General features: G+C 52.5%; 31 protein-coding genes. 10 read left to right on the top strand and 21 right to left on the bottom strand.

Translation table 11 applies throughout. From position 1 onward, the window contains the following. Position 1 precedes the first annotated feature (1 nt). From VV088_RS07405 to VV088_RS07360, 10 genes are all read left to right on the top strand, one after another. A complete protein-coding gene (locus tag VV088_RS07405) occupies positions 2 to 757 on the top strand; it encodes a hypothetical protein (RefSeq protein WP_334600116.1) in 756 nt (251 codons plus the stop codon). A 54-nt stretch (positions 758 to 811) separates the two neighbouring features. Further along, the gene (locus tag VV088_RS07400; RefSeq protein ID WP_334600114.1) at positions 812 to 1,018 is read left to right on the top strand and encodes a hypothetical protein; all 207 of its coding nucleotides are present in this window, start codon (positions 812 to 814) and stop codon (positions 1,016 to 1,018) included. A gap of 1 nt (position 1,019) precedes the next feature. After that, complete coding sequence (locus VV088_RS07395) at positions 1,020 to 1,250, top strand: hypothetical protein (protein ID WP_334600113.1); 231 nt, start codon at positions 1,020 to 1,022, stop codon at positions 1,248 to 1,250. 27 nt (positions 1,251 to 1,277) lie between these two features. Then, positions 1,278 to 1,622, top strand: a complete 345-nt coding sequence (locus tag VV088_RS07390) for a hypothetical protein (protein WP_334600112.1) — start codon at positions 1,278 to 1,280, stop codon at positions 1,620 to 1,622. Then, the gene (locus tag VV088_RS07385; protein WP_334600111.1) at positions 1,619 to 2,110 is read left to right on the top strand and encodes a hypothetical protein; all 492 of its coding nucleotides are present in this window, start codon (positions 1,619 to 1,621) and stop codon (positions 2,108 to 2,110) included. Before VV088_RS07390 ends, VV088_RS07385 begins: the two co-directional genes overlap by 4 nt. 2 nt (positions 2,111 to 2,112) lie before the next feature. Beyond that, entirely contained in the window at positions 2,113 to 2,550 is a 438-nt protein-coding gene (locus tag VV088_RS07380) for a hypothetical protein (protein ID WP_334600110.1), read from the top strand. Positions 2,551 to 2,576: 26 nt separating this feature from the next. Beyond that, positions 2,577 to 2,903: a DUF3848 domain-containing protein gene (locus VV088_RS07375; RefSeq protein WP_442913120.1), complete on the top strand. Its 327-nt coding sequence runs from the start codon at positions 2,577 to 2,579 to the stop codon at positions 2,901 to 2,903. Positions 2,904 to 3,009: 106 nt separating this feature from the next. After that, positions 3,010 to 3,903 (top strand): hypothetical protein, encoded by an 894-nt coding sequence (locus VV088_RS07370; protein ID WP_334600109.1) that lies wholly within the window; start codon positions 3,010 to 3,012, stop codon positions 3,901 to 3,903. Positions 3,904 to 3,963: 60 nt separating this feature from the next. Further along, entirely contained in the window at positions 3,964 to 6,957 is a 2,994-nt protein-coding gene (locus VV088_RS07365) for an N-6 DNA methylase (protein WP_334600108.1), read from the top strand. Positions 6,958 to 7,061: 104 nt separating this feature from the next. Beyond that, a complete protein-coding gene (locus VV088_RS07360; protein WP_334600107.1) occupies positions 7,062 to 7,394 on the top strand; it encodes a hypothetical protein in 333 nt (110 codons plus the stop codon). 67 nt (positions 7,395 to 7,461) lie between these two features. On the opposite strand, the gene VV088_RS07355 is transcribed toward VV088_RS07360, so the two are convergent. The 21 genes from VV088_RS07355 to VV088_RS07255 form a co-directional block, all read right to left on the bottom strand. Next, positions 7,462 to 7,827 (bottom strand): hypothetical protein, encoded by a 366-nt coding sequence (locus VV088_RS07355; protein WP_334600106.1) that lies wholly within the window; start codon positions 7,825 to 7,827, stop codon positions 7,462 to 7,464. Positions 7,828 to 7,832: 5 nt separating this feature from the next. Continuing rightward, positions 7,833 to 8,747 carry a ParM/StbA family protein gene (locus VV088_RS07350; RefSeq protein ID WP_334600105.1) on the bottom strand — a complete coding sequence of 305 codons (915 nt, stop codon included), beginning with the start codon at positions 8,745 to 8,747 and terminating at the stop codon, positions 7,833 to 7,835. 130 nt (positions 8,748 to 8,877) lie between these two features. Then, positions 8,878 to 9,279, bottom strand: a complete 402-nt coding sequence (locus tag VV088_RS07345; protein ID WP_334600104.1) for a putative toxin-antitoxin system toxin component, PIN family — start codon at positions 9,277 to 9,279, stop codon at positions 8,878 to 8,880. Then, complete coding sequence (locus VV088_RS07340; protein WP_334600103.1) at positions 9,276 to 9,548, bottom strand: AbrB/MazE/SpoVT family DNA-binding domain-containing protein; 273 nt, start codon at positions 9,546 to 9,548, stop codon at positions 9,276 to 9,278. The genes VV088_RS07345 and VV088_RS07340 overlap by 4 nt, the downstream gene beginning before the upstream one ends. Before the next feature lie 169 nt (positions 9,549 to 9,717). Further along, positions 9,718 to 10,266: a hypothetical protein gene (locus VV088_RS07335; protein ID WP_334600102.1), complete on the bottom strand. Its 549-nt coding sequence runs from the start codon at positions 10,264 to 10,266 to the stop codon at positions 9,718 to 9,720. Positions 10,267 to 10,280: 14 nt separating this feature from the next. Continuing rightward, positions 10,281 to 10,910, bottom strand: coding sequence for a hypothetical protein (locus VV088_RS07330; protein WP_334600100.1), 630 nt, complete (start codon positions 10,908 to 10,910; stop codon positions 10,281 to 10,283). Positions 10,911 to 10,924: 14 nt separating this feature from the next. Then, complete coding sequence (locus VV088_RS07325) at positions 10,925 to 11,545, bottom strand: hypothetical protein (RefSeq protein ID WP_334600099.1); 621 nt, start codon at positions 11,543 to 11,545, stop codon at positions 10,925 to 10,927. Then, entirely contained in the window at positions 11,542 to 11,946 is a 405-nt protein-coding gene (locus VV088_RS07320) for a hypothetical protein (protein WP_334600098.1), read from the bottom strand. Before VV088_RS07320 ends, VV088_RS07325 begins: the two co-directional genes overlap by 4 nt. After that, entirely contained in the window at positions 11,943 to 12,818 is an 876-nt protein-coding gene (locus tag VV088_RS07315; RefSeq protein ID WP_334600097.1) for a DUF4240 domain-containing protein, read from the bottom strand. The genes VV088_RS07320 and VV088_RS07315 overlap by 4 nt, the downstream gene beginning before the upstream one ends. A gap of 68 nt (positions 12,819 to 12,886) precedes the next feature. Next, complete coding sequence (locus VV088_RS07310) at positions 12,887 to 13,252, bottom strand: resolvase (protein ID WP_334600094.1); 366 nt, start codon at positions 13,250 to 13,252, stop codon at positions 12,887 to 12,889. A 3-nt stretch (positions 13,253 to 13,255) separates the two neighbouring features. Further along, positions 13,256 to 13,810, bottom strand: a complete 555-nt coding sequence (locus tag VV088_RS07305; RefSeq protein WP_334600093.1) for a DUF4240 domain-containing protein — start codon at positions 13,808 to 13,810, stop codon at positions 13,256 to 13,258. A gap of 13 nt (positions 13,811 to 13,823) precedes the next feature. Then, positions 13,824 to 14,057 (bottom strand): hypothetical protein, encoded by a 234-nt coding sequence (locus VV088_RS07300; RefSeq protein ID WP_334600092.1) that lies wholly within the window; start codon positions 14,055 to 14,057, stop codon positions 13,824 to 13,826. Positions 14,058 to 14,069: 12 nt separating this feature from the next. Then, positions 14,070 to 14,729 carry a hypothetical protein gene (locus VV088_RS07295; protein ID WP_334600091.1) on the bottom strand — a complete coding sequence of 220 codons (660 nt, stop codon included), beginning with the start codon at positions 14,727 to 14,729 and terminating at the stop codon, positions 14,070 to 14,072. A 69-nt stretch (positions 14,730 to 14,798) separates the two neighbouring features. Beyond that, on the bottom strand, positions 14,799 to 15,899 hold the full coding sequence (locus VV088_RS07290; RefSeq protein WP_334600090.1) for a hypothetical protein: 1,101 nt from the start codon (positions 15,897 to 15,899) through the stop codon (positions 14,799 to 14,801). An 18-nt stretch (positions 15,900 to 15,917) separates the two neighbouring features. Beyond that, the gene (locus VV088_RS07285; RefSeq protein ID WP_334600089.1) at positions 15,918 to 16,220 is read right to left on the bottom strand and encodes a hypothetical protein; all 303 of its coding nucleotides are present in this window, start codon (positions 16,218 to 16,220) and stop codon (positions 15,918 to 15,920) included. 59 nt (positions 16,221 to 16,279) lie between these two features. After that, positions 16,280 to 18,277, bottom strand: a complete 1,998-nt coding sequence (gene ligA / locus VV088_RS07280) for an NAD-dependent DNA ligase LigA (protein ID WP_334600088.1) — start codon at positions 18,275 to 18,277, stop codon at positions 16,280 to 16,282. After that, a complete protein-coding gene (locus tag VV088_RS07275) occupies positions 18,277 to 18,597 on the bottom strand; it encodes a hypothetical protein (RefSeq protein WP_334600087.1) in 321 nt (106 codons plus the stop codon). Before VV088_RS07275 ends, ligA begins: the two co-directional genes overlap by 1 nt. 3 nt (positions 18,598 to 18,600) lie before the next feature. Further along, on the bottom strand, positions 18,601 to 18,804 hold the full coding sequence (locus tag VV088_RS07270) for a hypothetical protein (RefSeq protein WP_334600086.1): 204 nt from the start codon (positions 18,802 to 18,804) through the stop codon (positions 18,601 to 18,603). A gap of 68 nt (positions 18,805 to 18,872) precedes the next feature. Continuing rightward, positions 18,873 to 19,124: a hypothetical protein gene (locus VV088_RS07265; protein WP_334600085.1), complete on the bottom strand. Its 252-nt coding sequence runs from the start codon at positions 19,122 to 19,124 to the stop codon at positions 18,873 to 18,875. A 120-nt stretch (positions 19,125 to 19,244) separates the two neighbouring features. After that, positions 19,245 to 19,592, bottom strand: coding sequence for a hypothetical protein (locus tag VV088_RS07260; protein WP_334600084.1), 348 nt, complete (start codon positions 19,590 to 19,592; stop codon positions 19,245 to 19,247). A gap of 71 nt (positions 19,593 to 19,663) precedes the next feature. Continuing rightward, on the bottom strand, positions 19,664 to 21,841 hold the full coding sequence (locus VV088_RS07255; RefSeq protein WP_334600471.1) for a PcfJ domain-containing protein: 2,178 nt from the start codon (positions 21,839 to 21,841) through the stop codon (positions 19,664 to 19,666). Position 21,842 lies beyond the last annotated feature (1 nt).

Below are 21,842 nucleotides of genomic sequence, written 5' to 3'. Positions count from 1 at the left end.
CATGCCGCATCCAGATGTCCCCATTTATGACCTGGTGATCTTCTGCGATTTGGGTATGGAGCCGTCATGGGTGATGGATCAGGTGATGTTCACGCAAGATGCCTGTGAGCAGGTTAAGATTTCCTTCAAAATTCTTGACTCCCCGCTCCATGAGGACTTCATGCGGAATTTTGGAGAACGGCGCACAGTCAGTATTCCATGGTGGACACTGCGAGGTGACGGGCACAAGGCCAAAATGCCTCGAAACTGCACCATCGATTATAAGATCGAGGTGATTGCAAAGTATGTGCGCTGGGAAGTCCTTGGCTATCGAAAAGGCCAGCGTCTCCGGCCGGAGGACCGCAAAGCCCATGAGATGCACATGGGCTTCAGCTACGAGGAGCAAAAACGATGCAAGGAGAGCACTAACCCGATGTTTGTCAATCATTACCCTCTGGTGGAAATGAAACTGGTTCGGGCGGACAACTACGCCTATATACGGGATGTATGGGGTCTGGAGACAAGGGCTTCGGCCTGCACCTTTTGCCCGTTTCATCGGAACTATTTCTTCCGCTATCTGCGGGAGAACCTGCCCGAGGAGTATGCGCAGCTGGTCATGGTCGATGAATTGCTGCGGGATAAGACACCAAAGCCACCAATGGATTCAGACCTGTTTATTTCCCGAAGCCGGAAGCGGATCAAGGATCTGACGCCTGCGGACTGTGATGATGCCGAGTGTTTTGTCTACCGGGAGCAGAAAATCTGGAATGGATTTTAACTGTGTCCTGCTGACAGTGAGAAATCAAAAACTTACAGAATAGGAGAGCTCAAAATGCTGTTGACCAATGAAGATAAGTTGGAGGCCAGTATAGCGATGTGCCAGGGTGATACGTTCAGACGCGGCAACGTAATTTTATTCCCGCTTGACAGCGAATACTGCGTACAGAAGACCATTGGACCGGTGAGCGACAAGAACCGGGTCATCACCCGGAGTTGGGCCGAGGCACTTAACACCTTTGAGATGTTTGCTGAGGTGTGATATGGAGAGACATTTATGGATGCGCTTGGGTGTAGGTCTCCGCATTACTGAAGCCGAGGAGACTGTTATCTTTGCCAACGATGGCATGGCCGAGGAGTTGCTCCGGAAGATTATCGCGGAGGGCCGGTTTATGCCGGACGGCGACACTTACATTCCCGAGACGACTGTCGAGGAGTACAACCGGGAGCATGGTACGGCGTACGAAACCGGCGATATCGAATTTAACCTGTAGAACAGTGTTGTGGAAGGGTGAACTTACATGGAATACACAGATTTTGATGGAAAGTACCTGAAAATCAGGAAGGCTATCCATGAGGCTGGGTTTGATGATTTCTGCCAGGCCGGAAGCATCAGCCGGTTCCACAAAATGAACATCGTTGCAGAGAGTGCGGCGCTGGGCAAACGGTTCTGGTTTTGTGTAGATGGTGGGTATGGCGTGAAGGATACATACCACATTTCCATCCGTGATCTTTCCGCAAATCAGCAGGATCAGCGGGATGAGTGTGTGAACTGCGCGACCCAGGAGGAAATGGTTGCACGAATCTATGAGATCCGTAATCAGATTTTGGCCGCCAAAGCGAAAAAAACAGGAGGACAAGCATGAACAGTGATATCAAAATCGAGGCGCTCAACCATCTCAATGCTTTGCATCAGGCGGATCGTATCGACAACGGCGACTACTCCACCATCTATGACGGACTCACCGAAATTGAAACGCTGCGTGACCGTGATGAGGCGCTGGAGGAGCTGTGGAGCCAGTTGGCAGATGTTACGATGGATCCAGAGACCGAGCGGCTTTTGGAGCCGTTCATGGGCTGGGGCGTGGGCGTCAGCCGGGATGAGATCTGGCATTGGTTTGACCGCCGGCACAGCAAGGGCATCGGTCATCTGCTGTACTCTGACGGTATCGACCGGACGGAGGGGGTAGCCAAACTCGTCTATCTGAAGCAGCTCTGCATTGAGTGCGAATCCCGTACCTGCCAATTCAATCGTGGTGGTGAATGCCGGTTCGCCATGGTGCATGAGCGCAAGCCCCGTATCACAGATGACGATGGGTGCATCGACTATGACTATCAGGAAGGAGAGTGCTGACTATGAGCTATATCTCATGGCACAACTATGGCTACGGGATCTGTACGGATGACATAACCGAGCGAAGTATTGAACGGCTGAAGAATTTGTTGGCGCTGGCACCGGAGTTTAACGCCCAGATGCAAAAATGGCTGGCAGATTCAGAAATTGAGGACCCTGTCTGGGACGATTATATGGGCTTCGATCAGGACTGCTGTATGGAACTTGCTGCGCTGTTGAAAGAAGTGATCCTGGAAGTGGAAGGCCTCGATCTGCTGGCCTGCGATAGTGAGGATGGCGACAAGTATCTGATCTATGAGCCGTCCTATCCGTGGAAGCTTTCAGAGGTTGAGCGCAGCTTGACTGAGGAGCGGCTTCAGGAAATGTTCAAGCGATATATTGGGGTTCTTACTGATAAGCCCATTGACATCACATATCAGGAAGTCGAAAATGGCGGCTGATTTTAGCTGAAAAAGGAGCGATAAGTATGGACGCTGAGAAACAAAATAATGCGCTGTATGAAAAGATGTCTGCTGAACAGCGCATCTATCGGGAGTGGCTGCTATCCCTGCCGGCGCAAGAAATTCTGGATCATGCCTACGAATATACCATCCGGGAAGACATTCTGATTGCTATGGAAGAGGACATTCTTTCCGAGGAAGAGGTGCAGGCGCTTTTGCAGTCCCCCTGCCCTCTGGCTGATGTGTATAAGGACTGGCAGAAACGGGACAACTGCGGCCACATGGACACCATCAGGGATGTGATCGAGTGCTGTGCGGACTATGCACTTCAGAGCGGAGACGGTAGGTTGTGAGCGAATTCAAATCCGTCTTAATATAGCAATACCACAATGAACCGTGCTGTTCAGGGAATCAGTTGAGAATACTGATTCCCTGAACAGCTATTTTTAGGAGGACATTATGGATTTATTGGAAAAATTCGCGGCGGTGGAGGTCAAGGCCGATAATCGTATTTCAGAAAAGGATAAATTTTATTGCGAGCAGCATCAGGCTGCCTATAAAGCGGCCGTCAGTATGTTCAAAGAACTGATATTTGTTTGGGCGGATATGCAGAAACAGCAGGATGAACTGCTGGGAGATAAGCAGGGCACTTTTTATCACAATTATCTGGTTGCGAGGGATGGTCTCTCTATTTCGGAGGACGCAATCAAAAAACACATTGAGGCGCTCCACAGTGACTTCATCGGAACGGTTGTCCACTACTTCAATGCAACCTACCATGTGACGGTCAGTGTCTCGGACGTGAAAGAAGCCCTTCTGCCGAAAGAGCCGGATCGCTGGCGGGACAGCAAGGAAGCCATGAGGGAATATCATAAGCAGATGCAGAGTTTGTCTGTGCGGTATTCGGATATTGTCGATCAGATCATCCTCCGGCTGGATGGCCGGAGCTTTGCCGAGCAGGCATTTCAGGAACTGTACGAAAAGTGCCACAACGCAGCCTGGAACACCTATAAGCAAGAGCCGGAATTTGAACGCAAAAAGGACACCATTCGTTTTTCCGGGTATTTCTGCAAGCATGAGTGTTGGATGCGCGATCAATGGACCGTTCAGGACAGTATGAAGAATATCCTGTGTGGCCTCGCCCATTATGAGACTGGCGTCCATAATTTGTTCCCGCTGGGTTTTTCCGATTTGATCGGCTATCGAGATTCGGAAAGCGATTTGGTGGAGTTTACCACCTGTGAGAAAGTCAAGCATTTGAAGATGTTCAAAAATGGACGGGTGGATTTGAAGTTTACCAGTGAGCGGTACGCCGAGGAATTTATCGAAAAATACCTTGGGACAGTATGCTGACGGAGGCACAATATGAAATATCAATATCAGGAAAAAGCGTTTAGCCGAGAGCAACGGAAAATGCTGAATGAGAAAGTCTTGTACCTGATTGACAGCGGCACAGCTCAAGAGTCCGGTATTACTGGCGAGGATATCTACAGCGCCTATACCGGCGATGGCGGGCTGCACGGATTAGAGCGGAGCGGCTATGATGATTACCACAGCTATAGTGAGGCGAAAAAGGAGATCGAGAACGGTCAGTTCTTTACTCCGTCGAAACTCTGCCAGCTGGTGGCCGCCGCACTGAGTCCGTCAAACTACGATCTGGTAGCCGATCTCACCTGTGGTAAGGGCAGCTTTTTCAACTTCTTCCCGGCGGAATCCAATCTGTACGGCTGTGAGCTTGACCCCAAGGCATACAAAGTGGCGCGATTCCTGTTCCCTGCGGCGAACCTGACCTTGGGGGATATCCGCACTTACCAGCCGGAACTGCGCTTTGACTATGTGGTCGGCAATCCTCCGTTTCACCTGCGCTGGCGGATAGAGAACGGAGAGGAACTGCTGTCTCAGATGTTCTACTGTATCAAGGCCGCTGAATTGCTGAAACCGTTGGGTATCCTGGCTCTAATCACGCCAAAATCCTTTCTGGCCGATGCCTTTATGGACAAGAAGATGATCCATGATATGGAAGCGCGGTTCAGTTTTTGGGGACAGGTAAATTTGCCGGAGGACGCCTTTTCCTACCTCGGCGTGGAGAAATTTGCAACCAAGCTCCAGTTCTGGCAGAAGAAGAGTATAGCGGATGGATGGACGGCCAAGCACTATGAAACAGAGACAATAAGAATACTGGAATCCGACTTCGCTGTGGAGCGGGAGGCGCAGTGGATTTACCAACATATCCTGATGCTTCCCAAAGCCGATTTAGAGAAAAACAAGTCCCATGTACTGCTGGAGCTGGCGAAGGAGCACGACACCTCTAAAAATTTTACGTATGAAACGCAGAAACTGCTGTATCAGATCAAGGCCCATCCCGCTGTCCGGGACAAATACATGAAGTGCTGCGAGTATATTCACCGTTTTTATACCCAGGTACAACCAAAGGATATGTCCTATGAGAAGTGGCTCCAAACCAGGCTCACAGAGGCAAAGGTGCTGGCCTACTTGCGGTTAGCCCTGCGGAAACAGAACAAACCTCCTGAGCGCGATGTCATTACTCTGGTAAAGCAGGAGGGAAACCTTGTTTATAAGGGCTACAGCGCCAAGGTGCGGCGGCAGATGACAGAGACCATGCGCAAGCCAGTACCGATTTATCAGGCGGTGATCGACAACAGGCCGGAGGACTACCCACCATTTTCCAAACTGCTGCAAAGGAAACGCAAGGAGTATGATGTCCAAAATCAGCCTTTTGCCGAGATGGACGAGGACGCGGAAATCGGCGCATGGCTGAAAAATTTCAACCTGTGGGATGCGGAGAATGAGGAGATTATCCAACTCAACGATATCCAGCAGCACGACATCAATCTCATGCTGCAAAAGCGGTACGGGATGCTCCAGTGGGAGCAGGGCAGTGGAAAGACACTGGCCGGGATCGCCATAGGGATGTACCGTATGGAGCGGCAGCACATTCATTCAACCTGGGTAGTATCCACAGCTATTTCTATCCGAAATAACTGGGATGTCGTTTTGAAGAACTATGGCCTCAGCTATGTGTTTGTGGAGCGGTTGGCCGATTTGGAGCGCATCCAGCCCGGCGACTTTGTGCTGCTGACACTCAACAAGCTGGGTCAGATCCAACGGCACATCAAACGGTGGATCAAACGGCACAATCAAAAGGTCTGCCTGGTGCTGGACGAGAGCGACGAGATATCCAATCCTGATACGGTACGGGCAAAATCTGCGTTGGGCTGCTTTCGGCGCTGTCGGACTAAGCTGCTCACCACCGGCACCAGCACCCGCAACAACATTTCGGAGTTTGCCCCGCAGATGGAGCTGCTCTATAATAACTCCATTAACATGATCTCGTGGTGCGAGCGGCTTTACCACTACGATAAGGAATCCGATGCGTTGGAGTCCAAACCAAATGACTATTATGGAGAACCCATTCCCGCATATAAGAGGGGGTATAGGCTATTCTCCGCCAGCCATCTGCCGGAAAAGACCACAGTGTTTGGGATTGGCGAGCGGACACAGGACATCTTCAATTCTGATGTGCTCAGCGATATCCTGGGGAAAACGGTCATCACTCGTACATTCGAGGAGGTAACCGGGAAAGAGATCCGGCGCATCCATCAGGTTCCCGTAGAGTTCGCCCCGGAGGAGCGGGAGGTCTACGGGAAAGTCATGAGGGAGTTTCACGCTGTTCAAAGGAACTACTTTGCCTCTACTGGAAACCATCGTAAGGATGCCATGCTCCGCCTGATGCAGCAGATCACCTTGCTGCTCCGGGTCAGTGCCGCCCCCAATTCTCTGAGCGAGTACACGGGTGATACGCCGGTAAAGATCCTGACCGCTGTAGAAATGGCCGCCCAATGGCCGAACGAGATCGTGGCGATTGGTGTCCGTCACAAAGTCGTGCTGGATCGCTACGCTGAAGCCTTTCGGGAACTGTTGCCGGACAGGCCGCTGTTTATTGTTACCGGTGCAACCGTCTCTTTCGCAAAGCGCCGCACGCTCCGTAAAACGCTCAGGGACAGCGGAAATGGCATACTGCTTTGCACACAGCAGAGCTTACCCAGCAGCGTCAATTTCGAGTATGTCAACCGCATTATCATCCCGGAACTGCACTACAACAACGCCGCAATGAGCCAATTTTATATGCGCTTTATTCGTTACAACTCCACGGCATACAAGGATATTTATTTCCTTACCTACGCTGGCAGTCTGGAATCTAATCTCATGCAGATGGTGCTGGTCAAGGAGAAACTGAACCTGTTTATGAAGGGGCAAGATACTGACTTGGACGAAATCTACGAGAAGTTCGGAATCAATTATGACTTGCTGTCTCTGTTGATGCGCCGGGAGTTAGACGAAGACGGCCATTTCCAGATTCGCTGGGGTGAACAGAAAATTGCGTGATAACGGCGACAGGTATTGATACTGTATTTTATGGCTAAAATACTTGTAATTTAGTGCCTAGTATGCTATCATTCAGTCATACTTTATATGGGGAGGCCAAGAAAATGGCTGAAAACGAGACCAGACGTGTCCGCCGCACTCCACAGCAACTGGCTGAGGCTGTCGATGAGCAAATCAGCAAACAGGAGGCTGTGATTGCCGGCTATGAGGAGAAGAAACAAACCGTCATAGCGGAGTACGACCAGAAGATCGAGGCAGTTCGCTCCAAGATCAAGAAGCTGGAGGAAAAGAAAAAAGCCATCCTTGCTCCCAAACCTGCTCGTAAGCCCCGCATGACAAAGAAGCAGAAGCTGGAGGCCATTTTGAAGCAGGCACAGAAGTCCGGGAAAACCCCGGAGGAGATTGCAGAGGCTCTGGGCATTTCTCTTGGTGAATAACTCTGTCTGCCCTATATCAAATTTACGCAAAACCCCGGGTCATGGCTGTCGCCGTGACCCGGGGTTTTCATTTCTGCCGGAATGCCGCCAGTGTATTGGACATCGCGGCAAAGGCGCTATCTGCTGCGGAGGCGTCCCACTCGTTCGGAACCTGTCCCGGTTCTGGTGGCGAATCTTCTGGTATACGCTGCGTTGCACCGGGCTGTTGACTGCTATCCCGTAGTACCTCCTGCACCACCCGTTTCAGGGTTTCCATATCAATACCGGCTGAAACGGCACTGCCTGGACTTTGCGTGTAGAGCATGACTGCGCTGGTGAGGAATTGTGCTTTCCGGCGGCCCTGCCGGTACAACTCCTCGGCCACTTGCCGCTGCTGGGGATCCTCCATGTTGAACTGGACCGTGAAACGGCCTGGCTGCTTTCTCTCCCCCATAGTCATCACCCGCTGTGTTTGGACAGCTTATAGAGCAGCTCGTAGCCCCTGGCGTTGGCCCGGATATCATCCACAAATAGGGGGCGAGCCACCTTGCCGGAGGCTTCGATCTGCTTGCGTAGGAGAATAGAGCCTCCGCCGGCAAACACCACCGGCCAAGCCCGCAGCTCCAACTGCCGCTCCCGCATGGCACTGAGCAGGTCCGCCACAAACTCCTTTGCCATTTGACGCACCAGCGGAGCCACAGAATCCAATCCGTGAGAGGGCCGCTCCAGCAAAATCGCGTCAATGGCCTCCTCGGACAGCAGAAGATCCTGCTCGGCCCGGACCTTGGCAATGATCTTGTTGTAGAGCATGATGACCCCGTTCTCCATGGAGTCGCAGACGGACAGGTCGCCTTCGCCGTTTTTGATCCGCAAATAGTCGGCCGTCATGCCGCCGATATCCAGAATGAGCGCCATGGGGATGGATGTAAGCGCCGGCATGATCGTCACCGCCGCCGCGTAGGACTGCGGGAAGCAGGCCACATCATCAATGCAGATGGCATAGGGCTTGTCCTGGTAAGTAAAGCTGATAGCGCCCCGACCAGTGAAGAATCGGGTAAATGATTCATACTGCGCTCCGTAGTGTGCCGGGGGCAGCCCTACCGCCAGTTGGATGTGCGTGAAGTCGGAAGTGTATGCGCCCAGAGCCTCGATCTCCTTGGCGATACCGAACAGGGTCAGGACAAAGAAACGGGGGTCCTCCGACTTGTCCCGGTGATAGGGAATGCGCTGATCTGAGAGCTGATAGTATTTTCCCCGGTATTTCAGCACGTCCTTACCGAAAGGCTGCACCTCGCTCTCTGTCAGCCCGGAGATGAAGGGCTCGAAATGGATCCCTTTCACCAGCCGGTTGCCATTGTCAATTGCGATTAACATGAGTTGTACTCCTCCTTTTTTGCTTATATCACTTTATACGGAAATAGTACGATTTCTTCAACAGAGAAAACAAAAAAATTCCTCCAGGCATTGCCCGGAGGAATCCGCTGCTATCATCTTTTCCCTGTGGTCACTGTAAATACCGCTCGCAAAATTCTTTTGCTGTGATAATCTCAATATTCTCATATCGCCCCAAAACAAGCAAATCCGCATCGCCGCTGACGATATAGAGTGCCTTGGCATCATTGGCGCAGGAAATGAATTTGTCATCATCCGGATCTCGACTGACATGGATATCTGAATGTGGCTCTATCAGCTGCAACTTTTCCATAAACGGAAAAAGGATCTCCTTCCTAATTCGTCCTTGCCCACGCTGCAACATCCTTTCTGTAATCTCCATATACTCGTCTACGATTTCAGTGGTTGCGGAGGCCAAGACCTTTCCTTCTACAACAGCACGGAGGATGCTTTGCGGGTATCCGCCAAAGAATGTGCCTGAAATCACTACATTTGTGTCAATGACAATCTTCATGCCTGTCCACGCTTCTCTTTCCTGTAGCTTTTGATAATGTCGTTGACATCCTCCTCTTTATATCCGACAGAGGCCGCCCAACTCTGGGCCTCCTTTAACATAGCATCAAACTCATCGACCGTCGGCAGTTTCAATGTCTTCAGCATGATCGTGTCACCGTGGGCGTAGGCCACGAGCCGATCCCCTGTGTTGATGGATAATTGGCGGCGCATTTCTACTGGGAGCGATATTTGCCCTTTGGTGGAAACCGTTAAAACCTGTGCATCCATAAAAAGACCCTCCTGTAAGATTTTCTTACCACTATTATATGTGAAAAACCTCTTTCCGTCAATAATAATTTGAGTCAATAGAAACCGGGGCGCCGCAGAAAAATCTGCAACGCCCCGGTTATTCTTGCGATAAATTTTGATTCAGCCCTGGCGGTCAGCGATGGCGTCCCTACTGGTAAATCTGGTACAGGGAATCGTTGCACATGACCCATTCCACGCCCTTGCAACGAAACTGGATGAAGTGCCAGTCTGTCGCATCATAGTAGGGCGTACCGATGATCTCAACGAGGGCGGTCTCAAATCCCCACTCGCGGTTGATGATCTGCTGCGCCCGCTCCATGTCGATTGCCTCACCACAGTTGTTGACCACCCAGCGGTTCCGTCCGACTTCACAGGCGATGACCGCCTCCGGGTGGCGGAAACACCACTTGAAGCGCGCATACTGATAGAGGTCCCCCGCTTTCAGAGCGCCCTGCTCCACCAATTCACAGAGTCGGTTGTAGAGCTGCTTGCCCAAATCGGACGCATTCCCCGGCTCCAACTCCAAAAGAAACTCTTCCTCGGTGAGAACTTCGCCAGCAGAGGCTTTTTTCATCCTCGCATAGGCGGCCTTGACCTCTGCCTCGGTTTCAAATTCCCAGCCACGGTCGCAGAGAAACTTTTTGTACTTTTCGTCCGTGGTGCTGTGGAACAGGGTATTCAATTTATCTTGATCCATATATAACCTCCTGATTATTGTCCTGTCCGTTCCTCATAGAAGCACTCGAATAGACGGTAGAAGTATGTATTGCACTCATACTCATACGCCCCGTCAAGGTGCTGCTGCCATGTGAGGCCGGTCAGCTCCTCAAACTTCCTGATGGCGCTTTCTTCGCGCCGGAACACCATACATTCGTCCTGGATGCCGTTGTACTCGCCTGTGATTACATAGACCAGATGATCCTCCAATGCCGGAAGCGGCTTAACCTCCCGTGTCTCAAACTGCTCATAGGAACCGAAGACGCACTCATCACCGTCATGCCACTCGTAATTGGGGCAGTAGGCCAGCGCATAGTCAATATCGAACTGCATATCGGTTGGGCGAGGATAACCGGGACACTCGCCGGCGCAACACCAGTCTCTTGTTTTTCTATCCTCGGTCAGCGGCGTCCCCGGCGGGGCTACCACGCACAAATGCAGAATGACGTCTCCGTAGACTTTGTAGAGCACATCTTCCACAGCCTCGATGAGCCCTGCATCGTGGCACAGATTCGTTCCGAACCGTTTGTCCAGCTCGTCAAGCCGAAAGCACCAGTTTCCCTCGCTGGTCTCCTTCACGCCGGTCTCCATCATGTATTTGGCAATTCCTTTGACGTCAACCATCTTATCAACCTCCATCAAGTATGCGTGGCGTAGTATGCTTTTTCCATGTTACTCCGGTTGTGCAGGATCAGTCCGCCGGCAATTCCAGGCGCACCGTATCGAATCTCCCGGAAGAAAAAGCTGTATGGGTCGAAATCCGGATAGAACCCAACCTCGTCCACATCCGGCCAGTGGAAGTTATCCCGGAGGAAACGGATCAGCTTTCTGCGTACCTTGACATTTTCAAGACACCTGCGAAGGCCGGCAGTGTCATAGAATACCAGTCTTGGGAGCCTGTTCTCCATGATGGAAAGCGCGGCCCACTTGGTGGGGCCACCCTCTTGGGTGCTGGCGTGGACAAAGGTCATCAGCTCATCATAGCGGATGGTCACATCCTCTTTGTAACCTGTGACCTCGTTTTTGCCGCCGCTGCGGAGCCAGGTAAACTCCATGCGGAGCGTCCCGGCAGGGATATTCCTTGACAGAGCAACAAAACCGTGGATATCCTGGGCAATCACGATTCCTTCGCGCTCCAGCTTTTCCAACTCGCTCCGGCAGACCAAAAACTCCCAGGGAGACTTCTTCTTGCGGCTGACGGTGCGAAAACTGATGCAATGCTCACCGGCAGATGCTTTGATAAGCGTTCTCTCGCTCAATGAATTTCCTCCTCTCTCCGAATCTCAGCCACGCTGGAAATGGGATCACCGGCAGTGCTGGTATTGAGGTGCTCCCTGTCAAACGCAGCCTGACACTCATCGTAATAGATAGCATTTGCAAGGTCATCTTCCATGATGTAACCAAGGAGCTGCCAGTTGATCTCATCCAACTCGCTGATAATGCGGTCCAGCGCAGCCCCAAACCTGTCCAGTCCGGTGTCCGTGAAGAAAAAGGCCGGAAGACTGGGGCCTTCCAATGTCTGAGCAGGAAGTAAATCAAATTCATGATAGATATCATCGGTAGTGGACTTTGGGAGACCGGTATCCTCTAATCCCTGCAAAAAACCGACTCCTTGGGGCTGACCGTCAAAGGCCAGCTCAAAGCGATAAAACTTGCTCATAGATCATCCTCCAGTAACTGCTGATCGCAGTATTCATCCACCTCGTCCATAGTTGGGCAAAACAGCGGCTTGGCCTCAGCCTCGCCTGTCTGGATGGGGATCAGCGTCTTTTTTATCTCCTCCAGCAGCTCCTGATCGGGGCAGCGGTTAATAAAGCCGCCAACTGTATCCAGGATCATCTGATCCAGGCTGTCGGTCACGACCATCCTGCTGGCCTTCGGCCGGCTGCCCAGAAAGTATGCGATGTTCTCCGGAGTATTATAAAACATGTATTCGGCATATTGATTGCCCATATAGACATATCCAATCGCCATGTTTTCTGATTCCAGAAGCTCTTTGATGGTTTGGGGCTCCTGTACCTTATCGTTCAAAGAGCCAATAATCTGGCCCGGTGGGACCTCCGCCCAAATGGCCTCTACAGTCTCTGGGGCCAGCGTATGGGTCTCCAGCTCGTCATACAGCTTGCTCAGTCCAAGAGCGCGGACCTTTTGTTTTGCGTCATAGGCGGACGACGCTGTATAGCCAAACAACTCGAAATTGGGCTTTTCCCCGTTGAGAGGAACCTTAGTAAGCGAAGCCGGATCCCGCAGAGCGTTCATGTAAACCTCTTTCCCGCGGGAGATGAGCCAGTAGCGGAAGTCTATAAAGCCGTCGTCAGTATCGTGGGCGCCAATCCATGAACTGGCGCGCCACAGGTTATCCCGGTAGGCCGCGCGGGTATATTCCCGTATGATCAGATGCCAGTCCATAATATCCGGCGTTGGATATTGGCCCAATACTTCCGTTATGCGCCGAAGGCGTGTTTCCTGATCTGCGGCGGGGGATGCCTGATTTACACTGTCAATGATCTGCCAGAATTGCTCTTTATTCATAAAAAATCCCCTTTCTATTTGTGAACACAACAGATACTGCGATCTGCCGCTAAAGTCCAGAGAGTGTCTTATATCATTACCAGTCCAATCTCCGCTTCGGGAGATGAGGTGCCCTGATTGCAATACTGCTCCATTTCATCAAGGGTGGGGCAGAAAAAGGATTCAGCCTCAGCCTCGCCTGTCTGGATGGGGGTTAGTGCCTTTTTTATCTCTGTCAACAATTCCTGGTCCGGGCATTGGTCAATGAAGTTTCCAACCGTATCCAGGATCAGCCGATCCAGAGCATCAGTCACGACCATTTTGGTGGCCATCGGTCGGCTGCCCAGGAAGTACGCGATGTTCTTCGGGGTATTATGGAACACATACTGCGCACACTGATCCCCCTTGTAAACATAGCCGCAGGCCAGATTGTTCGTTTGCAGCAGTTCAGCCATCGTCTACGGCTCCTTGACATCGCTTGCACCTGGATTTAGCCGTCTCTGCCAACTCTGGGCAAAGACGGAGCAGGGGGGTATCTCTTGACGGATGGCTTCTACAGTCTGGGGTGCCAATGTGTGGTCCGCCATTGCCTTGAACAGATTTCCTGACATCATTGGATCTGTATGAAACAGCTTTGCGTCATAGGCGTTGTAAGCGGTGAAGCGGAACTGCTTGAAGTTGGGGCTCTCACCGTTGAGAGGGATCGCAAACATGGTGGCTGGGTCTCGCAGGGCGTCCATGTACGCCTCTTTCCCTCGGGAGACAAGCCAGCAGGCAAAATCAATGAAACCTTCGCCGGTATAGTCCGCTCCCAGCACTTGGCCGGCAGACCAGACCTCGGGCCGGTAGGCTGCGTTGCAATATTCCTCCAGCATCATCTGCCAGTCCACAATGTCGTCCAGCGAGTAGTTAAGAAGTTTTTCTATTATTATGTTCATGTGAGACTCCCGATCATGGTCGGGATATGCCACGATAACGGTGTCAATACTCTCCCAGAATTGATCCTTATTCATAATTTTTCTCCTTTCATTCCACGATTGCTTCTCCAATGCTGGAAATGGAATCTTCCAGACTGCTGACCGCATCAGAGAGGTTCTCACTCGCTTCCTCAGAACGCTCATACCGTTCTGTACCTTGAAGATTTTCCGGCATATTCTCCCGGCTTTCGTCCTCATCCTCCTGAATCTCTTCGACGCTGGATTTCAGTTCTTCCAACTGCTCCATAATGTCCGACAGCGCTTTTCTGCGTTCTTTGTTCATCACACACCTCCTTCAGCCAACTAGGCGGGAGAGATAGTCCTTGTCCACAAGGGAAATCTGTTTCTCCCGCAGCTCCTTTTCCTGCGCAGTACGGATACCAATCCCGCTTCTCGTCTTGGCGGTAATCAGCCGACCGTCCTCAATCATGGCCTCCACCAGCTGGCCGACATACAGATTGGCCTTGTTCCGATGCCCCTCTTTATCACATAAGCGGTGTACGCTGAACCGCTGGGCGATACCTAGTGCGACTTCGCCTACTTTGTAAAGATTCCGGCGTTTGGTGCGGTAGGCATCTAGGATAGCGGCGGTGATCTCGTCTTTTTTAGATTCCAGCAGGATCCAGTAGTCCTCATCGCTCAAATCCAGGTATGTCTCGTAGAAATCCACGCCACGGCAGCGGAACGTTTTTGCCTGTGCCAGCATCGCTTCGATTTTCGGCACATTCTCCACTGCCACCACGCCGCTGAAATTCATGGGGTGCAGATACAGATCCTGCTGGTCCAATGTTACGACATCGCAGCCGCCATTGTAGCCCAGCCGCAAAGCCCAGCCGGCGTTCTGAAATAGCCGCTGGGTTTCATCCCGAAAGGCGACTTTGGCGTCATCATCCGGCCAGGCCGTATCATATTGGTAGCGGCTATCAATGCGGAAATATACGTTTCGATATTCCATACTCTTATCCTCCATCAAAAATTTGATTGCGGTTTCTCCTTACACAGGCACGGGTCTAGGTTGCTTTACTCATGCCGCATCCGCCTTTTTGGGCTTTATCGGACACACAAGCGCATAGTCACTCCGTCCCTCTGCATCTATGATCAAAGGGGCGATACAACTGCTGACTTTTACCCGCACACGCTCCTCACCTTCAAACTGCCTAATGGCATCTATCATATGGTGGAGATTGAACAGGATCGGTGTCTTGCTCTCACCCTCCAGCGCCACAGCAGTGCGGCACTTTTGGATGCTGTCTGCCATGGACATTTCTCCATTGATAAAGTCCACGTAGGGGAGCTTGATTTTTGCTACACACTCTTTCATGTAGCGCAATTCCGCCAGAAAAGCTTTCGGCTGAACATAAAACTCCTCCGTGATTTGGCTGGGGACAGCACTTTGCATATGAAAGGGCTCTTTCCCAACCAACGGGCAGATGATAGACACTTGGCCGTCCGCAACACAGAGATTCCTCTTTCCAAAACGGAACGATACCAGTCTGTCTCCAAACAGTTTCAGATACCGCACAGATTCAAACGGGGACAGGAATGCCCTGGGAAATACCAGCGTTTCATCCGTGTCACAGGCGGCGCGAGCACCATCCAGCGCATAGACTTGGGTTCCGTTGAACTGAATACAGGCTTGAATGGGGTAAGTATCTGTCCAGCTGGCTTTCTTGTCTACTGCGTAGCACACACGCGACACCCGTTTCAAAAGAATACCAGCGTTGGTGGTGAAGACATCCTCATCCGCAGTCTGCGGCGCAGGCGGGTAATCGTCGCCTGGATAAGCATCGTATTCCACCGCTCGGTATCCGCAAGTCAGCGTGATGCGCGGGGATTCTTTTTTCGCACCGCCGAGTTCCCGCAGTTCCACCACCAAGTTCCCATCAAAGAAACGGCTGACTTTTACCACATCGCGGGTTTTGGTAAATGCGAAAGAGAACACATCGCCCTGAGCGGGGAGTTCTACGCTCACCCAGGTAATCAGGTCCGTTGCTGTGCAGATACAGCGGTCCCCCTCAAAACGAACACAAATCTGCTCAATGATAGGGACAGCGGATTTCCGCAGCACCTTGCTAACTTTGTCCAGTGCCGCCGAAAATGCTTTTGCGTCAACAGTACTTTTCATGTGGTCATTTCCTCCAATTTATTTTCCGGCCGACTTTTGCTGTAAATCAGGCCGACAGCTTTTGGGAGTTTTATTTTCTGTCAGTTTCCGTCCGCAATTAGGACAATACTGGGGCTGATACCACCCAATCAAACGCCATCCCGATTTTTCATCCCATTTTTCAAACAGTAATTCTGTAGGCCTGCCAGCGCCAGAGCGAAAAAGTATCCGATATCCTTTGCCGGATTCTCCAATACCCACATAGGATAAATCGTTGTCGCTATCCAATTCTGGGGCAGTGTGCGCATTGGCACAAAACCGGCACGCTGTAGTTTTTTCCATGACGTACCTCCTGCAATATGCGCTGGGGAGAGGACAGATGTCCTCTCCCCAACAATTTCTTATGCTACTCCGGCCATGCGGTAAAATTCGGCGGGAGACAGGACGGTGATGCCCAGTTTGCGGGCCTTGTCCAGCTTGCTCCCGGCGTTCTCGCCGCAGACCAGATAGTTGGTCTTTCCGCTCACTGAGCTGCCGGCGTGGCCCCCCAGGGATTCGATCAACGAGTTGATTCCCTCCCGAGTGTAGGGCTCCACCTTGCCGGTCACCACAATGGTCTGCCCGATGAAAGGATTGTCCGCCGGCTGGGTGGTCTCCGTAGCCGCAGGTTCTTGAATGTTCACCAGCGTCCGAAGTTCCTCCCAGATGTACCAGTTCTCCTCGCTGCGGAACCACTGATAGATGTTGCTGTGCAGCGTCTCTCCGAAGTCCGGGAGCTGGGTGAAGTCATAGCCGCCCATGAGGGCCGCCTCAAACTCCTCCAGACTGCTGTGGAACTGCTTGGCGAGGGCGCGGCTGGCGGTGTTGCCAATCATAGGGATATCCATGGCGATGAGATATCGTTCAAAGGTGGTGTCCCGGCTACGCTGGATAGCGTCCCACAGGTTCTGCCAGGACTTTTCTCCAAAGCCCTCCATCTTCACGAGCTCGGATCGGTGTTGATCCAGCCGGTAGAGGTCCATGTAGCTATGGAGCCATCCTCGGCCAATCAGCTTTTCCAACGTCCCCTCGGACAGTCCCTCGATGTTCATGGCTTTCTGGCCGGCGAAGTGGACAAACTGCCGCAGCCTCCGGGTCTCACAGGCAGGGTTGTCACAAAACAGCGTCTTGGTTCCATCATTTACATGGACACGGGTAGGCTCTCCGCAGCAGGGGCATTGAGCGGGGATAACGGCGTTCATATCGAATGTTCCCCGGTTCAGATTCTCCTCCACTTGGGGGATAATCATGTTCCGCTTGCTCACCAGCACCCGATTCCCGGGCATCAGCTCCAGTTTCTCAATGAAGGAGAGGTTATGGAGGCTGGCCCGTGCTACCTGGCACCCATCGATCTCCACCGGGTCAAACACCGCGACCGGGGCGATCTCCCCGGTGCGGGTAGGTGTCCATTCGATGGATTGCAGATTCGTTTCATACAGGTCATCCGCGAACTTGAAGGCGATGCCATCCTTATAGTGGTGGCCTGTGCGCCCGCAGGACTCCGCATAAGCGATGTCATTGTAGCGCATGACGATACCGTCGATGGGAACATCGCACGTCTCCGCATACTTCCGCAGGGCTTGCACCGCACCGTCCACCTCCTCCTGGCTCAACACAGATTTGCTGACCAAGAACTTGCAGGATTGGAAGCCAATCGTCCGAAGATAAGACAGCTTTTGCGACCGGAACGTGAACTCGTCCAGGCCCTCCACTACGTTAAAGGGCATAAAGGTGATTTTGCGGTCCTTGCAGATAGCGCAGTCCAACAGCCGGATAGACCCGGCGGCCAGATTACGGCTGTTCTTCGGTTTCTCCTCACCCTCTGGCCAGGAGCCCAGAAGTGCTTGAAAGTCACTGGGGCGGATGAACGCCTCACCAGCCACCACCAGCCGCCCTTTATAGGGGATCAGGTCGGGGATGCCGGTGATGCCATGCACATTGTGGGAGATAACCTCCCCCTCGCTGCCATCGCCGCGGGTGGCTGCCTCCATCAGCATACCGCCCTCGTAGGTCAGCTTGACCGTCAGGCCGTCCAGCTTCAGCATCATCAGAATCTGCTGATCCTTTTGAAACGCTGTCAGTTCCTCCACCGATTTCGTTTTATCCAGCGAAAGCAGCGGGATATTGTGGGTGGTCTTCATCAGCGAACTAACCGCCGGGTAACCCACCGTCTGCGTGGGCGAATTGGTCATGCGGATGCCGGTGGACTGCTCCAGTTTTTGTAGTATGTCAAAGAGCCTGTCATACACCTCATCGTCCACCGTGGGAGCGTTCAGATTGTAGTATTCGTGCCGGTATTGATTGAGCAGGGCCGTCAGCGTTGCCACTTTCTCAACCGGTTTTTGATTGTTCTGATCCATTACGCTGCCTCCTCCAAAATACGGAAAGAAATGGCGACATTCTCTGCGGTATGTGCCTCGTGGGTAAAATACTGGGTACACAGACCGTCCCGGAACTCCCAAGAGCCGGCCTTTTCCCATGTGAGAATAGCGCCCCGCCCGTCATTCCCTTTGCTGATCGCGTGGTCAGGCTGGCCGTCCACAACGCTGTAAAGGCCCTGAGTATTCGCCAATGTGACCCGGCGAATCTCGCCGATGCACTCAATCCGGCAGTGGTCGATGATTTCAAACCTCACGCCGGCTTTGATTGCCTTCTTCAACTGGCTCAAATTTTGGATCATGGTTCAGGAGCTCCTTTCCGAAGCATACTTGCCGAAATTCAGTTCGCGGATGATGCTGTTGATCTCCGCATCGTTGTCCCAGGCGGTGGAGAGTGCGGCCTCTTCGGTGGCTGTGTTCACATAGACTGCCACCCGTCCATTGTGGATTGTCATTAACGTCTCTGGGCGCTGGGCGCAGACCATTGCCAAGTTGCCAAGCTGTTTCATAAGCATTTCCTCCAAGTCATTATTTTCGCAGGCAGGGCATAGAGACCCCCCATGCCCTGCCGTTTGCCCTACTGTGCGAAACGGAATGCGGGTTTATCCCTGCGTTCCTTACAGTGTTTCAGCCATTCACGTACCCGCTCCGAAGCGTACTTCTGTCCGCAGGTCAGTTTCCCATCTGAGAAAACAATTCCGTCGTTGGACTGAATCATATAGATCCAAAAGGTTGCCCCGCCGCGTGCGGGATGGAATTCGATTCTGCTGGGCTGATCATCCTGCGGAAAGTACATCGCCAGGTTATCACCCCGGTAATCCCGCTGCATCTGCCCAAATATCCACTCCTCAATGTCGCTGAGGGATGCAAAGGTCTTCTAGTGCTGCTTGCGGAAAAAGTCGTTCCAGTATTCCTCGTAATCAATCCAATACATACCCGCTTGCCTCCATTACGCCGCAATACGGCATTCCCAGTTGGGATCGTCCTCCGCCAGCGATTCCATGGAAATCACAGCCCCGCGCAGGTGATAGGGCGCGTCCCGGAAGCCGTACTTGGCCTGGGGACTGCTGCAATTCAACAGTTCATACTTCAACTGGGTGAAGATGTGGAACTTCAGATCGCTGCACTTGGCAGGGTCATAGCGGTCAATTGCCCGGATGAGCCGCACGGCCAGGGACTGATAGACGTCATCCCGGTCCAAATGCGCACCAACCACCAGGGTCTCATTCTGCCAGATCACGCTGTCGATACACCAAAGGTATTCCTCTACAAGAGCATTGCGCTGCGCTACTGTCATTTTGAACAGTCCTTTCTTTTTATAATGGGGCGGGGTGAGCCGCAGCCCACCCCGCCGGTTCATATTTCGGCTTACGCCGCTTCCATCAAATCTGCGGTGAGAACGTCCACCAGCAGCTTTCCGGCCAGGTCTCCCGTATGGATGATGACCTGATCCTTCCGCATTTGGATAAACTCCCGCTCCCGCATTTCCTTGCTGGCCTTTGCCAGCATACGATCCTCCTCGTTGAGCCGCTTGGCGACAGTTTTCTGCCAAGTCAAAAGGAATTTCCGGGCCTTGTCAATGTCCTTGTTTTGACGATCATAGAACGTCCGAAGCTGTCTGACTGTGCCGTTGGGTTCCACCTCCATGGTGTAGTAGGGCTTGTCAGGTTTGGACGCCTTTCGGAGAAACAGAAGATAGCTCTCCCGCTGCTCCATGCGATCCCAATAACGCTCTGCATTGGAGATACAGTGGCAAAGCGCATCCCCCTCAGCGAGAACATCCTCGATGCAGGAGGGGGCTACGATCACATAGTCCTCTCCAACGTACTCGAACTTTTTCTTGACCGACTGCATGATCTCCTCCACATGGGGAAATTTCAGTAGCAGCCGGCCGGCGCGAAGGGACATATCTTTCCCGGAACCCCGGCGGGCCAGCTCGTCATGACGCTTTTTCAGCTTGCGGACACGGTAAATAATTGCGTCATTGATATCCATGCCGAACCGCGCCGCCATAGAGAGGTAGTCCTCCCAAGTGGTCAGGATTTCTTTGCTGGTCATGTCGTTTTCCGACATCTGAAGCCGAATGTAATTGCGGATCTGAACAGGTTTCATCTTGCCCTGGATAAACCGCAGATCGTTTGCCTCAATCTTCTCGGCACAAAACCACGCAGCAACATCATCCGGGATATTTGCGTTGGCGGCCTGCTCAAAAAGGAGCCAATCCAGAAAACGGAGACCGCCGTTTTGCGCACGCAGGCGTTTCAGCTTTTCCTGATTGATGCCCAGGATACCGGTAAGGCTGGTGGCAGCAGAGCCGCCAAAGCGTTCCTTGAACGTGTAGTAGTTATTGGTACACTCTCTGGCAAGCCGGGGAAGCTTTGCTTTGGAGATCTTCTCCAACAGAGGGACTTCACGGAGAACAACAAGATAGTGCTCCGGGTCTGCGGGCACTCGCCGGATCAACTCAGGAAGGCCCGTGCGGGCCAATTCATGCTTGGCGAGGCTGGGGATCGTCCTGCCATAGACTCTTCCAATCTCGCTCCCGCCATAACCGTAGTGGGCATAGTAACTGGGCGAACAAATGCAGCTGGAAATCCAACGAAAGGCTTTGTGCTTGTAGTCGCCCCAGTAATAGGCCCGGAGCGGCAAAGCCGCCTTGTCACAGATGACCCGCCGGATTTCATGAATGCTAAGCGATGGCGTTTGATACGATTCCTTTCTGTAAAACCGTTCTGCGGTGAATTCGCGAATCACAAAACCGTCTTTACAACGCTGCAAGAGATAAACATACGATCTGCCCGTCCAGAGCCGGCCAAACTTGCCAATAGATTTATAAGTGACCTTGTGGCGGCAGCAGGGACAGCGGCCCGGCTTGTTGTAGTGAGGGTGTTTGATAGGAACCTCTTTATCGCAGTAGGTGCAGTAGCCGGAGTGGACACCCTTCTTATCATACTGATAAAAGATGTAGTTCTGCGGGATACCCACTTTGCTGACCCAATGTTCCCAATCCTTTGGGAGGGGGGGAACCTGGGCAAGATCCACGTCCCACGGATCGGTCTGCTTCCTGTGCCGCGCCAGCAGCTCCTGGTCACGAACATCCCTTTGATAGGACAGGATATCCGTGATACTACCTTCCTTTGTGCCAAGGTAACTCTGGACGGTTTTCATGTCAGCCGGGGACATCCAGCTTTCCCATGCCTCATACGAGGGGACGGGCCAGTCCAGCCGGTCCAGCTTGGCCGTCAGCCACCTTTTCCCAACAGGGTCGTAGGTGAGGAATCTGGAGGCGCTTTTGTCGATATACAATTCGTAGACCGGCATACGCCCACCCAACCGCATCGCCTCCGGGGAGAAAAGGGCAACCTTCAGGATACTGTTTTCCACCGCGCACCGGGCAAACAGCCGGTATTGCCGCCGCACTCTCTCATAAGAATAAGTGTCTGTGCAGCGAATCACCTCTGCTTTGGGAGTATCGGCCGCCGCCAGTTGCAGCATTTTGGGCGTGGCCTTCAGTAGACGCATTTGCAGCAGTTCTTTTTTGACCATG

This window comes from Lawsonibacter sp. JLR.KK007 (genome assembly GCF_036941135.1).
Lineage (GTDB): Bacteria > Bacillota > Clostridia > Oscillospirales > Oscillospiraceae > Lawsonibacter.
The sequence above is the reverse complement of the archived record's forward strand: the minus strand, read 5'-3'. Positions and strand labels throughout refer to the sequence as shown.

Excerpts from the sequence above, each read along its gene's own strand:
- VV088_RS07355 (WP_334600106.1), bottom strand. The coding sequence starts at position 7,827 with ATGGGGGAGAGAAAGCAGCCAGGCCGTTTCACGGTCCAGTTCAACATG.
- ligA (WP_334600088.1), bottom strand. The coding sequence starts at position 18,277 with ATGGATCAGAACAATCAAAAACCGGTTGAGAAAGTGGCAACGCTGACG.
- VV088_RS07335 (WP_334600102.1), bottom strand. The coding sequence starts at position 10,266 with ATGGATCAAGATAAATTGAATACCCTGTTCCACAGCACCACGGACGAA.
- VV088_RS07265 (WP_334600085.1), bottom strand. The coding sequence starts at position 19,124 with ATGCAGCGGGATTACCGGGGTGATAACCTGGCGATGTACTTTCCGCAG.
- VV088_RS07290 (WP_334600090.1), bottom strand. The coding sequence starts at position 15,899 with ATGAAAAGTACTGTTGACGCAAAAGCATTTTCGGCGGCACTGGACAAA.
- VV088_RS07385 (WP_334600111.1), top strand. The coding sequence starts at position 1,619 with ATGAACAGTGATATCAAAATCGAGGCGCTCAACCATCTCAATGCTTTG.
- VV088_RS07400 (WP_334600114.1), top strand. The coding sequence starts at position 812 with ATGCTGTTGACCAATGAAGATAAGTTGGAGGCCAGTATAGCGATGTGC.
- VV088_RS07380 (WP_334600110.1), top strand. The coding sequence starts at position 2,113 with ATGAGCTATATCTCATGGCACAACTATGGCTACGGGATCTGTACGGAT.
- VV088_RS07310 (WP_334600094.1), bottom strand. The coding sequence starts at position 13,252 with ATGGCTGAACTGCTGCAAACGAACAATCTGGCCTGCGGCTATGTTTAC.
- VV088_RS07340 (WP_334600103.1), bottom strand. The coding sequence starts at position 9,548 with ATGGATGCACAGGTTTTAACGGTTTCCACCAAAGGGCAAATATCGCTC.
- VV088_RS07370 (WP_334600109.1), top strand. The coding sequence starts at position 3,010 with ATGGATTTATTGGAAAAATTCGCGGCGGTGGAGGTCAAGGCCGATAAT.
- VV088_RS07285 (WP_334600089.1), bottom strand. The coding sequence starts at position 16,220 with ATGGAAAAAACTACAGCGTGCCGGTTTTGTGCCAATGCGCACACTGCC.
- VV088_RS07360 (WP_334600107.1), top strand. The coding sequence starts at position 7,062 with ATGGCTGAAAACGAGACCAGACGTGTCCGCCGCACTCCACAGCAACTG.
- VV088_RS07255 (WP_334600471.1), bottom strand. The coding sequence starts at position 21,841 with ATGGTCAAAAAAGAACTGCTGCAAATGCGTCTACTGAAGGCCACGCCC.
- VV088_RS07375 (WP_442913120.1), top strand. The coding sequence starts at position 2,577 with ATGGACGCTGAGAAACAAAATAATGCGCTGTATGAAAAGATGTCTGCT.
- VV088_RS07320 (WP_334600098.1), bottom strand. The coding sequence starts at position 11,946 with ATGAGCAAGTTTTATCGCTTTGAGCTGGCCTTTGACGGTCAGCCCCAA.
- VV088_RS07295 (WP_334600091.1), bottom strand. The coding sequence starts at position 14,729 with ATGGAATATCGAAACGTATATTTCCGCATTGATAGCCGCTACCAATAT.
- VV088_RS07345 (WP_334600104.1), bottom strand. The coding sequence starts at position 9,279 with ATGAAGATTGTCATTGACACAAATGTAGTGATTTCAGGCACATTCTTT.
- VV088_RS07395 (WP_334600113.1), top strand. The coding sequence starts at position 1,020 with ATGGAGAGACATTTATGGATGCGCTTGGGTGTAGGTCTCCGCATTACT.
- VV088_RS07315 (WP_334600097.1), bottom strand. The coding sequence starts at position 12,818 with ATGAATAAAGAGCAATTCTGGCAGATCATTGACAGTGTAAATCAGGCA.
- VV088_RS07300 (WP_334600092.1), bottom strand. The coding sequence starts at position 14,057 with ATGAACAAAGAACGCAGAAAAGCGCTGTCGGACATTATGGAGCAGTTG.
- VV088_RS07365 (WP_334600108.1), top strand. The coding sequence starts at position 3,964 with ATGCTGAATGAGAAAGTCTTGTACCTGATTGACAGCGGCACAGCTCAA.
- VV088_RS07350 (WP_334600105.1), bottom strand. The coding sequence starts at position 8,747 with ATGTTAATCGCAATTGACAATGGCAACCGGCTGGTGAAAGGGATCCAT.
- VV088_RS07330 (WP_334600100.1), bottom strand. The coding sequence starts at position 10,910 with ATGGTTGACGTCAAAGGAATTGCCAAATACATGATGGAGACCGGCGTG.
- VV088_RS07390 (WP_334600112.1), top strand. The coding sequence starts at position 1,278 with ATGGAATACACAGATTTTGATGGAAAGTACCTGAAAATCAGGAAGGCT.
- VV088_RS07305 (WP_334600093.1), bottom strand. The coding sequence starts at position 13,810 with ATGAATAAGGATCAATTCTGGGAGAGTATTGACACCGTTATCGTGGCA.
- VV088_RS07260 (WP_334600084.1), bottom strand. The coding sequence starts at position 19,592 with ATGACAGTAGCGCAGCGCAATGCTCTTGTAGAGGAATACCTTTGGTGT.
- VV088_RS07275 (WP_334600087.1), bottom strand. The coding sequence starts at position 18,597 with ATGATCCAAAATTTGAGCCAGTTGAAGAAGGCAATCAAAGCCGGCGTG.
- VV088_RS07270 (WP_334600086.1), bottom strand. The coding sequence starts at position 18,804 with ATGAAACAGCTTGGCAACTTGGCAATGGTCTGCGCCCAGCGCCCAGAG.
- VV088_RS07405 (WP_334600116.1), top strand. The coding sequence starts at position 2 with ATGCCGCATCCAGATGTCCCCATTTATGACCTGGTGATCTTCTGCGAT.